General features: G+C 69.7%; 9 protein-coding genes and 1 pseudogene. 4 read left to right on the forward strand and 6 right to left on the reverse strand.

Annotated elements, in window-relative coordinates; all coding sequences use genetic code 11:
- Window positions 1-679, reverse strand: a pseudogene (locus I0Q12_RS21865) (aminotransferase class III-fold pyridoxal phosphate-dependent enzyme); the annotation flags it as partial.
- A gap of 70 nt (window positions 680-749) precedes the next feature.
- Between I0Q12_RS21865 and I0Q12_RS21870 the strand changes: the two are divergent.
- On the forward strand, window positions 750-1,700 hold the full coding sequence (locus tag I0Q12_RS21870; protein ID WP_197254652.1) for a TIGR03621 family F420-dependent LLM class oxidoreductase: 951 nt from the start codon (window positions 750-752) through the stop codon (window positions 1,698-1,700).
- A 71-nt stretch (window positions 1,701-1,771) separates the two neighbouring features.
- A complete protein-coding gene (gene hrpA, locus I0Q12_RS21875; protein ID WP_197254659.1) occupies window positions 1,772-5,665 on the forward strand; it encodes an ATP-dependent RNA helicase HrpA in 3,894 nt (1,297 codons plus the stop codon).
- A gap of 49 nt (window positions 5,666-5,714) precedes the next feature.
- On the opposite strand, the gene nrdR is transcribed toward hrpA, so the two are convergent.
- A complete protein-coding gene (gene nrdR / locus I0Q12_RS21880) occupies window positions 5,715-6,191 on the reverse strand; it encodes a transcriptional regulator NrdR (RefSeq protein WP_197254661.1) in 477 nt (158 codons plus the stop codon).
- A gap of 183 nt (window positions 6,192-6,374) precedes the next feature.
- Window positions 6,375-6,875 (reverse strand): LysM peptidoglycan-binding domain-containing protein, encoded by a 501-nt coding sequence (locus tag I0Q12_RS21885; protein WP_231611188.1) that lies wholly within the window; start codon window positions 6,873-6,875, stop codon window positions 6,375-6,377.
- Window positions 6,876-7,147: 272 nt separating this feature from the next.
- Here I0Q12_RS21885 and lexA point away from each other — a divergent pair, with 272 nt between their 5' ends.
- Window positions 7,148-7,855: a transcriptional repressor LexA gene (gene lexA, locus I0Q12_RS21890; protein ID WP_197254663.1), complete on the forward strand. Its 708-nt coding sequence runs from the start codon at window positions 7,148-7,150 to the stop codon at window positions 7,853-7,855.
- Window positions 7,856-7,927: 72 nt separating this feature from the next.
- Here lexA and I0Q12_RS21895 read toward each other — a convergent pair whose 3' ends face one another.
- The 3 genes from I0Q12_RS21895 to I0Q12_RS21905 all read right to left on the reverse strand — a co-directional run bounded on the left by I0Q12_RS21895 (window position 7,928) and on the right by I0Q12_RS21905 (window position 12,217).
- Window positions 7,928-9,070 (reverse strand): acyl-CoA dehydrogenase family protein, encoded by a 1,143-nt coding sequence (locus tag I0Q12_RS21895; protein ID WP_197254665.1) that lies wholly within the window; start codon window positions 9,068-9,070, stop codon window positions 7,928-7,930.
- 121 nt (window positions 9,071-9,191) lie between these two features.
- Window positions 9,192-10,484, reverse strand: a complete 1,293-nt coding sequence (locus tag I0Q12_RS21900) for a uracil-xanthine permease family protein (protein WP_248674749.1) — start codon at window positions 10,482-10,484, stop codon at window positions 9,192-9,194.
- 41 nt (window positions 10,485-10,525) lie between these two features.
- Complete coding sequence (locus tag I0Q12_RS21905; RefSeq protein WP_197254667.1) at window positions 10,526-12,217, reverse strand: phosphoenolpyruvate--protein phosphotransferase; 1,692 nt, start codon at window positions 12,215-12,217, stop codon at window positions 10,526-10,528.
- Between the two features lie 123 nt (window positions 12,218-12,340).
- On the opposite strand from I0Q12_RS21905, the gene I0Q12_RS33505 reads away from it, so the two are divergent.
- Window positions 12,341-12,729 (forward strand): DeoR/GlpR family DNA-binding transcription regulator (locus I0Q12_RS33505; RefSeq protein ID WP_307846408.1); only part of this gene is annotated, 389 nt, incomplete at its 3' end.

Below are 12,729 nucleotides of genomic sequence, written 5' to 3' on the forward strand. Positions count from 1 at the left end.
AGATGTCACGGATCTCGGTGAGGTAGCCCTCCGGCGGCAGGTACACCCCACCGGCGCCGATGATCGGTTCGGCGAAGAACGCGGCGATCGTGTCCGCACCGACGGACTCGATGAGCTCGAGCAGCGCCTTCGCGTCGTCCCACGGCACCGTCGCGGTGTCGTCCCACAACTGCCCGTAGCCCTCGCCGTTCACGGGGATCCCGGCCAGCGACGTGCCACCGATGTGCATGCCGTGATACGCCTTCTGCCGTCCGACGAGCAGCGTCTTGGTGGACCGGCCCATCTCCTGCCAGTAGCGGCGGGCCAGCTTCGCGGCGGTGTCGATCGAATCGGAGCCGCCGGAGGTGAAGAAGATCTTGCTGTCCGGGACGGGCGCGATCGCGGAGAGTCGTTCGGCGAGCGCGACCGTCGGCTCGAGCGCGAGATCCCCGAAGTTCGAGTAGTGCGCGACCTTTGCGAGCTGCGCGGCCACGGCCTCGCCGATCTCGGTGCGGCCGTGCCCGATGTTCGCGAACCACAGGCCCGCGGTCGCGTCCAGGTAGCGGGTGCCGGCGTCGTCCCAGATGTAGGCGCCCTCACCGCGAGCGACGACGAACGCTCCGTCGCGTTCGATCGCGCCCATGTCGGCAAATCCGTGCCACAACGCGCCCACGATCCACTCCCGTCCACGACCGTTCATGTCCGTCGGCCATCGTACGTACCGGCAACGATTCTGGCGTGCACGGCGCGCGTGCGCCACGCTGGAGTGCATGACCGGATTCCGGTTCTCCGTCAACGTACTCGGCATCGAGTCCCCGGAGGCCTTCGCACGGTCCTGCCGGGCCGTCGAGGAGGCCGGATACGACGCACTCTTCGCCGCGGATCACCTCGGGGTGCCGGCACCGTTCCCGACGCTGGTGGCCGCCGCGCACGCCACCGAGCGGCTGCGGGTGGGGACCCTGGTGCTCAACGCCGCGTTCTGGAATCCGGCGCTGCTCGCCCGCGAGATCGCCACGACCGACGCGCTCACCGGCGGGCGGCTCGAGGTCGGCCTCGGCGCCGGGCACATGAGGTGGGAGTTCGAGTCCGCCGGCATCGCGTGGGAACCCTTCGGTGCCCGCGCCGACCACCTCGAAGAGACCATTGCCGAACTGCGGCGGCTGTTCGCGCATCCCGGCTACGAGCCTCAGGCCGCGATGCGCGACGCCTTCGGCATGCCGATCCTGCGACCGGTCCAGCGGCACGGCTTCGGCGGTGAGGGTCCGCCGCTGATCGTCGGTGGCACCGGAGACCGGATCCTCGCGATCGCGGCGGCGCACGCGGACATCGTCGGTGTCGCCGGCGCGTACCAGGTGCGAGGCCGTCCCCCGGGCACCTTCCGGATCGGGTCGGCAACCGAAGCCGACGACCGCGTCCGGTTCGCGCGGGCCTGCGCCGGGCCGCGCGCCGACCACATCGAGTGGCACACCCTGCTCCAGCTGGTGCTCGAAACCGACGACCGGGAAGCGGCGGCGGCGTCCGTCGCGCACAGGCTCGGATTGCCGGTGGGCGACCTGCTCGACACCCCGTTCCTGCTGATCGGCACGGTCGAGGAGATGGCCGCGCAGATCCTGAACGCGCGCGACCGTTACGGCTTCACCCACTTCACGGTGCACGCCCCGTTCCGGGACGTCTTCGCGCGGGTCCGGGAGACCGAGCGCCCACCCGCCCCGGTCGACTGACCGCTCGCCGTTCCCGAAGCGTGCCTGTGACGGGGCCCGACGATCGTGTTTCGCTAGGCTGTCTCTTCAGCATGTCCATCTCTCCCGCCCCGAATCGCCGCGACCTGAAGTCGGCCCTTGCCGAGGTGTCGCTCCGCGACGAACAACGTCTCCGCCGCAAACTCGATCGCGCTCGCGGCGCCGACGCGCTCACCGCGATCGCCGCCGAGATCGAACGGGCCCGCATCCGCCTCGCCGAGCGGGCCGCCGCCGTCCCCGCGATCACCTATCCCGAGACGCTGCCGGTGTCGCAGCGCAAGGACGACATCGCGGCCGCGATCCGCGACCGGCAGGTGGTCGTCGTGGCCGGCGAGACCGGTTCGGGCAAGACCACGCAGATCCCGAAGATCTGCCTCGAACTCGGTCGCGGTGTGCGCGGGCTGATCGGGCACACCCAGCCGCGGCGCATCGCCGCGCGGGCGGTCGCCGAACGTCTCGCCGAGGAACTCGACACCGAACTGGGCGAGACCGTCGGCTACACGGTGCGCTTCACCGACCAGGTGTCGGACTCGACACTGGTCAAGCTCATGACCGACGGCATTCTGCTCGCCGAGATCCAGCGCGACCCGCTGCTGCGCCGCTACGACACCCTGATCATCGACGAGGCCCACGAGCGCAGCCTCAACATCGACTTCATCCTCGGCTACCTGCAGCAGCTGCTGCCCCGACGGCCCGATCTGAAGGTGATCATCACCTCGGCGACGATCGATCCGGAACGGTTCGCACGGCACTTCGCCGCCCCCGACGGGACCCCGGCACCGATCGTCGAGGTGTCGGGGCGGACGTTCCCGGTCGAGATCCGGTACCGGCCGCTCACGGTCGAGGTCGGCGATCAGCTGATCGACCGGGATCCCGTCGATGCGGTGTGCGAGGCGGTCGAGGAACTGCAGGCCGCCGGTGACGGCGACATCCTGGTGTTCCTCTCCGGTGAACGCGAGATCCGCGATACCGCCGACGCCCTGCGCGACCGCAAGCTGCGCAACACCGAGATCCTGCCGCTGTATGCGCGGTTGTCGGCGGCCGAGCAGCACAAGGTCTTCACCCCGCACACCGGCCGCCGGGTGGTGTTGTCCACCAACGTCGCCGAGACGTCGCTGACCGTCCCCGGTATCCGCTACGTCGTCGATCCCGGCACCGCGCGTATTTCCCGCTATTCGGTGCGGACCAAGGTGCAGCGCCTGCCGATCGAGGAGATCTCGCAGGCGTCGGCGCGGCAGCGGTCCGGTCGTTGCGGCCGCGTCGCCGACGGTATCTGCATCCGGCTGTACTCCGAGGAGGACTTCGAAGCCCGCCCGGAGTTCACCGAACCGGAGATCCTGCGCACCAACCTGGCGTCGGTGGTGCTGCAGATGACCGCGCTCGGTCTCGGCGACATCGCGTCGTTCCCGTTCGTCGAACCACCGGACCCGCGCGCGATCCGCGACGGCATCGCGCTGCTCGAAGAGCTCGGTGCCCTCGAGCCGGCCAAGCGCGACGAGCTGCCCAAGCTCACCGCGACCGGCCGCGAACTCGCGCGGCTGCCCGTCGACCCGCGGATGGCGCGGATGATCGTCGAGGGCCACCGCAACGGCTGTCTGCGCGAGGTGCTGATCATCGTGGCGGCGTTGTCGATCCAGGACGTGCGTGAACGTCCCGCCGAGTTCCAGCAGGCAGCCGACGAGAAGCACGCCCGCTTCGCGGTCGAGGGCTCCGATTTCCTGGCCTTCCTGCGCCTGTGGGGCTATCTGAAGGAACAACGGAAAGCACTGTCGTCCAACCAGTTCCGGAAGATGTGCCGCAACGAGTTCCTGCACTGGCTGCGGATCCGCGAATGGCAGGACCTGCAGGGGCAGCTGCGTCAGATCACCCTGAACCTCGGCTGGGAGACCCGCCACCAGGACGTCTCCGAGGACTCGATCCACCAGTCGCTGCTCGCCGGTCTGCTCTCCCACGTCGGGCTGCGCGAGGGCGACAAGCGGGACTATCTCGGGGCGCGCGGTTCGCGTTTCGCGATCTTCCCCGGGTCGTCGCTGTTCAAGAAGCCACCGCGTTGGGTGATGGCCGCCGAACTCGTCGAAACGTCACGATTGTGGGCGCGCATGGCGGCGCGCATCGAGCCGGAATGGGTCGAGAAATTGGCCCCGCATCTGGTCAAACGCACGTATTCGGAGCCGCACTGGTCGATCAAACGCGAGGCGGCGATGGCCTACGAGCGCGTCACGCTCTACGGCATCCCTCTCGTGGCGCAACGCCCGGTGCAGTACGGCACGATCGATCGGGAGGTCTCGCGCGACCTGTTCATCCGGCACGCGCTGGTGCAGGGCGAATGGCGCACGCGGCACAAGTTCTTCCACGCCAACCGGGCGTTGCTCGAGGACGTCGAGGAACTCGAGCATCGTGCGCGGCGACGGGACATCCTCGTCGACGACGAAACGCTGTTCGCCTTCTACGACGAACGGGTCGGACCGAATGCCGTGTCGGCCAGGCATTTCGACACGTGGTGGAAGAAGGCGCGCCAGCAGGATCCCGAACTGCTGACGTTCACCCCGGAAACGGTCGTCAATCAGGACGCCGCCGCAGTGCTCGAGGGGGACTATCCCGACGCGTGGCGGCAGGGCGATGTGCAGTTCCCGCTCACCTACCAGTTCGAGCCGGGCACCGAACAGGACGGCGTGACCGCCCGCATCCCCGTGGCGTTGCTGGCCGGGATCCGCCCGGTCGGGTTCGACTGGCTCGTGCCGGGCATGCGTCACGAACTCGTGACGGCATTGATCAAGACCTTGCCGAAACAGCTTCGGCGCCAAGTTGTTCCGGCACCGGACTTCGCGGCGGCCGCGCTCGCGTCGGTCACCCCGCGCAGCGAGCCGCTCGTCAACGCGATGGCCCGCGAGTTGTCGCGGCTCGGGAACTGCCGCATCGAACCGAGCGATTTCGACGTCGCGGCCCTGCCCGAACATCTGCGGCTGACGTTCGCGGCGGTCGACGAGCGCGGGAAGGTCCTGGGGCACAGCAAGAGCCTGGCGGACCTGCGCAAGAAGCTGGCGGTGCGCGTCGACGCGGAGGTGGCGCGCGCTGCGTCGAGCACCGAACGCGCGCCGGCGCTGGTGTGGACGGCAGAGACGCTCGGCACGCTGCCGGAGACCGTGACGCGCACGGTCGGGAACCAGCAGGTGACCGGCTATCCGGCCCTGGTGAGCGAGGGGTCCGGTGTCGCGGTCCGAGTCCTGAGCACCCCGCAGGCACAACGCGCCGCGACCCGCACCGGCCTGCGGGCGCTGCTGCTGGCGGCGGTTCCGACGCAGGCGCGCGCCGCCACGTCGGGGCTGACCAACGCGGAACGTCTCGCGCTCGGCCGCAATCCGGACGGTTCGTTCGACGCGCTGCTCGAGGACTGCCGGGCCTGCGCCGTGGACGAACTGGTCGCGGCGCACGGCGCGCCGATCCGGACCCCCGAGGAATTCGAGGCGATGGTCAAGACGGTCCGGGCGCAGCTGCCCGGCCGGGTGTCGGCGCTGCTGAAGCTGGTGGTGCCGGCGCTGTCCCGGGCCCACGAGGTCGGGGTGCTGCTGGACCGGGTGCGCGGCGAGGCCGCCGACGATGTGCGGGAGCAACTGGCCTCGCTGCTGTTCGCGGGCTTCGTGACCGACCTCGGCAGTCGCCGTCTCGCGGACCTGCCGAGATATCTCGCTGCCGCAGCGCAGCGCCTCGAGGCACTGCCGGCGAGCGCCCACCGCGACGCCCAGGGCATGGACGTACTCGACCGGGTGTACGCCGAATACGATCGGCTGCTCGCCCGGCTGCCCGAGGAACGCCGGGCCGCCGCGGACGTGAACGAGGTCTACTGGTTGATCGAGGAGCTGCGGGTGAGCCTGTTCGCGCAGGGCCTGGGAACTCGGATCCCGGTGTCGGAGAAGCGAATCATGAAGGCCATCAGCGCGATTCGCTGAACGGTCGGGCGCCGGCGGCCGGCCGGGCGCCGCGCCGACACCCGCGGGGTCAGTCCTCGCCGGGGTCGGTGCTGCGCCGCGCCTGATGCTCGCGCAGTTCCTTGATCTCGCGTTCGAAGTCCTCCGCCGAGCTGAAGCCCCGGTACACGGACGCAAATCGCAGATAGGCGACCTCGTCGAGGTCCCGGAGCGGGCCGAGGATGGCCAGACCGACTTCGTGGCTGGGCACCTCGGGAGAACCCTTGGCCCGCACCGCGTCCTCGACCTGCTGCGCCAGCAGGTTGAGCGCGTCGTTGTCGACCGCGCGACCCTGGCACGCGCGGGCGACGCCGCGCACGACCTTCTCGCGGCTGAACGGCTCGGTCACGCCGCTGCGCTTGACGACGGACAGCACCGCGGTTTCGACGGTGGTGAATCGGCGGCCGCATTCGGGACATGCCCGGCGCCGGCGGATCGCGGCGCCCTCATCGGCCTCGCGCGAATCGACGACCCGGGAATCCGGGTGCCGGCAGTACGGGCAATACATGTCGGTTCCTTCGTCGCTGCCGTGCGGGCCGCGACGTCGGCGTCGAACCGTCTTCCCGAGGTCGTCCCCGCCCTGAGGTGGAGCTGCCCCGACGCGACCACACGGGGTGGTGTGGCTTACAGGAATCGACAATACCTGCCGGCCGGATTCGTCCCGGTCCGGTCCCCGGTCGAGCACGGCAGCTCACCCGCGGCCGACGACCGGAACGATGAGCTGCTGACCGGGACGCACCGTGGTGCCGGACAGCATGTTGAGCTCGGAGATCTGCTCCACTACCTGGACCGTGGCGGCGTCCGGGGCGATCCGGGCGGCGACGTCGGCGAGCGATTCGCCGATTCTGACGACCGCGACCTCGGTGCGCGGAACATGCGCCGCGACCTCGCTCGTCCGCAGGTACCCCACCGCGAGGATCGCGACGAGCGCGGTCGCAGTGAGGAGCACCGTCACCACCGTCTGCCGCACGGCCCGGGGGAACGACAGCGCCGCCGGGCGTGTGCGGTCGGTGCACGCGACGGGAGCCGCTGCCGGACGGCGGTATTCGATGCGTCCCGCATTCGGGCGGGGAAACGGCGGCCGGACCGGGAAGCGATAGATCCGGGCGTCCCGCTCGTGGGCGGGGTCGACCCGCATCGGGCCGGTCGTGAACTCGTTCCACTCGGTTCGGCGAACTGCTGCTGCACCCATCGGATCCTCCGTGCTCGACCGGTCGCGGTACTCGATCGGCTGCGCGAACTGCGCATTTCTCGCTCGATCGCTCAAGTGTTCGATCTATGTCGATCCTTCGTTCGATCAAAGGTTCGAAGAACATCTGTTCGAATTTCTACCACGCCATGATCGACTTGTCAGCTTTTCGAGCCGGAAATCTCGAACAGGTGTTTGATAACGCGCGCGAATGCGGATAGATTCGATACATCACAACCAGCACATCCGACACTCGACGCACGGAGGTCACGACCATGACGGACGCCAACTCCGCGAGCGGCCCCGCCCGGACGGTCGTCGCCGATTCGACGGCCGGGCTCACCGAGCGCCAGCGGCGCGTTCTCGAAGTGATCCGCGATTCGGTGGCCGAGCGAGGGTACCCGCCGAGCATCCGGGAGATCGGCGACGCTGTCGGGCTCAACTCCACGTCGTCCGTGGCCCATCAGCTGCGCACCCTCGAACGCAAGGGCTTCCTGCGGCGCGACGCCAACCGGCCGCGCGCCGTCGATGTCCGCGGCCTCGAGGACAGCGCGGTCACCCCCGACGACAGCACCGAGACCACCGCTCCCGCAACGTCGGCGGTACCGTCCGCGGCGATGGTGCCGGTCGTGGGCAGGATCGCGGCCGGTGGCCCGATCCTCGCCGAGGAGGCCGTCGAGGACGTCTTCCCTCTCCCCCGCGAACTCGTCGGCCAGGGATCGCTGTTCCTGCTCAAGGTCGTCGGCGAATCGATGATCGACGCCGCGATCTGCGACGGCGACTGGGTGGTCGTGCGCCAGCAGAACGTCGCCGAGAACGGCGACATCGTCGCTGCGATGCTCGACGGGGAAGCCACCGTGAAGACCTTCAAGCGAGTGAAGAAGGACGTGTGGCTCATGCCGCACAATCCGATGTTCGAACCGATCCCCGGCAACGACGCCGTCATCCTCGGCAAGGTCGTCACCGTGATCCGGAAGATCTGAGATCTCCCACAACGACATCGGGGCGGTACCGCGATTGCCGTACCGCCCCGATGTGGTTTTCCGGAAGGTCGCTCAGACGTTCAGCGAACGGCCGATGACCTCCTTCATGATCTCGTTGGTGCCGCCGTAGATCTTCTGCACGCGAGCATCCAGGTACGCCTTCGCGACCGGGTACTCACGCATGTAGCCGTAGCCGCCGTGCAACTGGAGGCACCGGTCGATGAGCTCGACCTGCTTGTCGGTGGTCCAGTACTTCGCCATCGCCGCCTCCGGCACGGTGAGCGTGCCGGCGTTGAGCGACTCGATGCACTTGTCGACGAACACGCGCGCGATCTGCGTCTCGGTGGCGAGTTCGGCCAGCTCGAACCGGGTGTTCTGGAACTTGCCGATGGACTTGCCGAACGCCTTGCGGTCGCGGCAGTACTGCAGGGTGTCCTCGAGGACCTGCTCCATGGCGGCCGCGGCGACCACCGCGATCGACAGGCGCTCCTGCGGGAGGTTCTGCATCAGGTAGATGAAGCCGAGGCCCTCTTCACCGAGCAGGTTCGCGCCGGGCACGCGCACGTTGTCGAAGCTCAGCTCCGCGGTGTCCTGCGCGTCGAGACCGATCTTGTCGAGATTGCGGCCGCGCTCGAAACCGGGCATGCCGCGCTCGACGACGAGGAGCGAGAAGCCCTGGGCGCCCTTCTCGGGGTCGGTGCAGGCAACGACGATCACCAGGTCGGCGTTGATGCCGTTGGTGATGAACGTCTTGGAGCCGTTGAGGATCCAGTCGTCGCCGTCGCGCACCGCACGGGTCTTGATGCCCTGCAGGTCGCTACCGGTGCCGGGTTCGGTCATCGCGATGGCGGTGATGATCTCGCCGGAACAGAAGCCGGGCAGCCACCGCTGCTTCTGCTCCTCGTTCGCGAGGTTCAGCAGGTAGGGAGCCACGACGTCGTTGTGCAGCATGAAACCGACACCGCTGTAGCCGCCGCGGGTGGTCTCCTCGGTGAGCACGACGTTGTACCGGAAGTCGTCGACACCGCCTCCGCCGTACTCCTCGGGAACGGCCATGCCCAGAAAGCCCTGCGCCCCGGCCTTCTTCCAGACCTCACGGTCGACGATCTTGTCCTTCTCCCACTGCTCGTGGAAGGGTGCCACCTCCTGCTCGAGGAACTTCCGGTACGACTCGCGGAAGAGTTCGTGTTCGGGTTCGAAGAGGGTGCGTTCCATGTGCGCTCCTGTAGGTCACGGCGTACTTCGCCCTTACGGTAGGCAAGTACCACCTGTTGTGACGCTGACAGGAGCGAGCACGTTTTGTGACCGTTGTCGCCGGTGTGGAACGGCGGCAGGGTCACCCTCGGAGGTTCGCCAACTTCCGGAGGATCGGGTAGGCGACGAGGATGCCGATCGATCCCCATGCGATGCCGCCGAGTTCGACCGATCCGATCGACAGCGTCAGGTCGCCGATGCCCGCGACGAGCGCGGCAGCCACGACGGTGAGGTTCACCGGGTCGGTGAAGTCGACCTTCGCGTCCATCCAGATGCGGACGCCGAGGATGCCGATCAGGCCGTACAGGACCAGGGTCGCGCCGCCGAGCACGCCGTCCGGGACGGTGAAGACGAGTGCGCCGAATTTCGGGGAGAACGCCAGGACGACGGCGGTGGCCGCGGCAACCCAGTACGCGGCGGTCGAGTAGACGCGGGTGGCGGCCATGACCCCGATGTTCTCGGCGTAGGTCGTCGTGCCCGAGCCGCCCCCGAAGCCGGCGAGGGTCGTAGCCAGGCCGTCGGCGAACAGGGCATCGCCGGCGACGTCGTCGAGATTGCGTCCGGTCATCGCGGACACGGCCTTGACGTGGCCGACGTTCTCGGCGATCAGGACGATCACCACGGGCAGCGCGACCAGCACGACCGACAGCTGGAACGTGGGGCCGCGCAGTTCCGGAACCCCGAACCAGGCGGCGTCGCGCAGCGCCGTGAGCCGGTCGTCGGCCAGACCGCCGGTGACCGCGGCGAACACCCAGCCGATCACGACACCGACGAGGATGCCGAGCCGGCCGAGCAGGCCGGGACCGAGCACGGTGACCAGCAGGATCGAGACCAGGGTGATCGCGGCGATCAGCGGCTGCGCCTCGAACGAGCCGACGGCGGTGGGGGCCAGGTTCAGGCCGATGAGCGCGACGATCGCGCCGGTCACCACCGGCGGCATCACGGCGTCGATGACGCGGGCGCCGAGCGCCTTGACCACGAGCCCGACGACGGCGAGCAGCACGCCGACGGCGACGATGCCGCCCAGTTGCGCGGCGGGTCCATCGGCCGCCGACGCGGTGAGCGGGGCGATGAAGGCGAAGGACGAACCGAGGTAGCTGGGCACCCGGCCCCGCGTGATCAGCAGGAACAGCGCGGTGCCGATCCCGGAGAACAGCAGCGTCGTGGTGACCGGGAAACCGGTGATCGTCGGCACCAGCAAGGTGGCTCCGAACATGGCGATGACGTGCTGCATGCCGATGCCGACGGTCCGCGGCCAGGACAACCGTTCGTCCGGAGCAACGACCCCGCCGTGGGTGATGCGGCGGCCGTCACCGTGCAGTGTCCAGCCGACGCCCGCACGTACCCTCTTCGTGGTCTTCACCGGTTCGCTCACGAAACGGAATCGTAAGGCCAGGAAGGCGCGCCGCGCAGTGCTCAGCCCAGGATGCGGGTGACCGCCGCACGGGCGGACGCCGGATCCGCGGCGGCGACGGCCGCTTCGGCGGCCTCCCGGCACCGGTCGAGAGTGACCGTCGCGAGCCGGGCGCCGACCGCGCCGACCGCGGCCGCCGCGCACGACAGCGAGGTGACGCCGAGCCCGGCCAGTACGCAGCCGAGCAGCGGATCGGCGGCGGCCTCCCCGCACACTCCGACCGGTTTTCCGGCCGTCCGGCCGGCCTCCGCGGTCCGGGCGACGAGCGCGAGCACGGCCGGCTGCCACGGGTCGGTCAGCGCCGCGAGCTGCGGGGACATGCGGTCGGCGGCCATCGTGTACTGGCCGAGATCGTTGGTGCCGACGGACAGGAAGTCGACGTGCTCGAGCAGCCGGTCGGCGAGCAGTGCCGCGGCGGGCACCTCGATCATGACGCCCGGCACCATCTCCCGGGCCCGCACCAGCGCGGCGAACCGGGCGGCCTCGGCGACGGTCGCGATCATCGGGGCCATGACCCACGGCGACTGGCCGGTCCGCGCGGCCGCCTCGGCCACCGCGTCGAGTTGCCGCTCGACGATGCCGGGTGCGGTCGCCTCGATCCGGATGCCCCGCACACCGAGCGCCGGGTTGTGTTCGTCGGGATGGGTCACGAACCGCAGCGGCTTGTCGGACCCGGCGTCGAGGGTGCGCACGACGACCTTGCGCCCGGCATAGGCGGTGAGCACCTCCGCGTAGATGTCGGCCTGCTCGGCCACCGACGGTTCGACGTCCCGGTCCAGGAAGCACAGCTCGGTGCGGAACAGGCCGACTCCCTCGGCGGGGGTCTGCCGGGCTGCACGCGCGCCGGCACCGTCCTGCACGTTCGCGAGGATCGCGACCGGGTGGCCGTCGGCGGTGGCACCGGGGCCGGTCCAGGAGGCCACGCGGGCGCGTTCCTGCCGGTCCACCTCGACCGCCGCGCGTGCGGCCTCCGGGTCCGCATCCATGCGGATCTCGCCGGTGGAACCGTCGAGCAGGACGGCCGCGCCCGCCGGGATCGCGTCGAGTCCCGCCGCGGCGACCACGCACGGAATGCCCAGCTGGCGCGCGATGATCGCGGTGTGGCTCGTGGGTCCGCCCAGGGTGGTGGCCAGCCCGATGATGCGGGTGGGGTCCAGGCCGGCGGTATCGGCCGGGGCGAGGTCCTCGGCGAGCAGCACCGACGGCTCGTCGGGCAGCTGGATTCCCGGTTCCGGATGTCCGCTAAGTTCCGCGACGACGCGGTCGCGGATGTCGCGCAGGTCGGTGACCCGCTCGGCCATGAGCCCACCCAACTGCGCGAACATCGTCGCGAACTGCTCGGTGGTGTCGATCGCGGCGGCCACGGCGTCCGATCCGTTGCGGATCCTGCCGGTGGCGGCGCCGATCCAGGCGCGGTCCTCGGCGAGGCCGGCGTTGGCCAGCAGCACCTCGGCGGCGGCGCCGGAGGCGTGGGCGGCGCGGGCCCGCAACCTGTCGGCGACGACGCTCGCGGCGGCCGTGAACCGTTCCGCTTCGGCTGCGCGGGCGGTGTCGGGAACGCCCGCGTGCGCGGTGGGTAGTTCGGGGCGCGGCGCGGGGCGGATCGCCGGGCCGTAGGCCACACCGGGCACGACGGGGGTTCCGTGGACTTCGCGCACCGGCGAACCGTCTGCCACCGGCATCACGTTCTTCATGCTTCCTCCTCGCCACTGGCGGAGATCGATGTGATCGAGATTACTCCGGAGCATTGACATGTCAACACATACGGGCGTAAAACAACATAAAGCAACATTTTCCGCAGGCGACGAGGAGACCCGGTGTACGCAGAGGAACGGCAACAGGCGATCGGCGAGCTGATCGAGCGGCGCGGACGCATGTCCGTCGCCGAACTCGCCGGTCGGTACGGCGTCACGACCGAAACCGTCCGCCGCGATCTGGCCATGCTCGAACGGCTCGGCCACGTGCGGCGTGTCCACGGCGGCGCCATCCCCGCCGCATCCCTCACCGTCACCGAACCCGGCCTGGCGGAACGCGACCAGACCCGCGCCGGATTCAAGGACCGCATCGCCGCGGCCGCCACCCGATTCCTGCCGGAATCCGGCGGGAGCGTCGTCATCGACGCGGGAACCACGACCGGTCGCCTGGTCGCGGCCCTGCCCACCGACGTCGACCTCACCGTCGTGACGAACTCGGTACCCATCGCGGC

It is taken from the genome of Rhodococcus sp. CX (assembly GCF_015865005.1).
In the GTDB taxonomy this organism is placed as follows: Bacteria; Actinomycetota; Actinomycetes; order Mycobacteriales; family Mycobacteriaceae; genus Rhodococcus.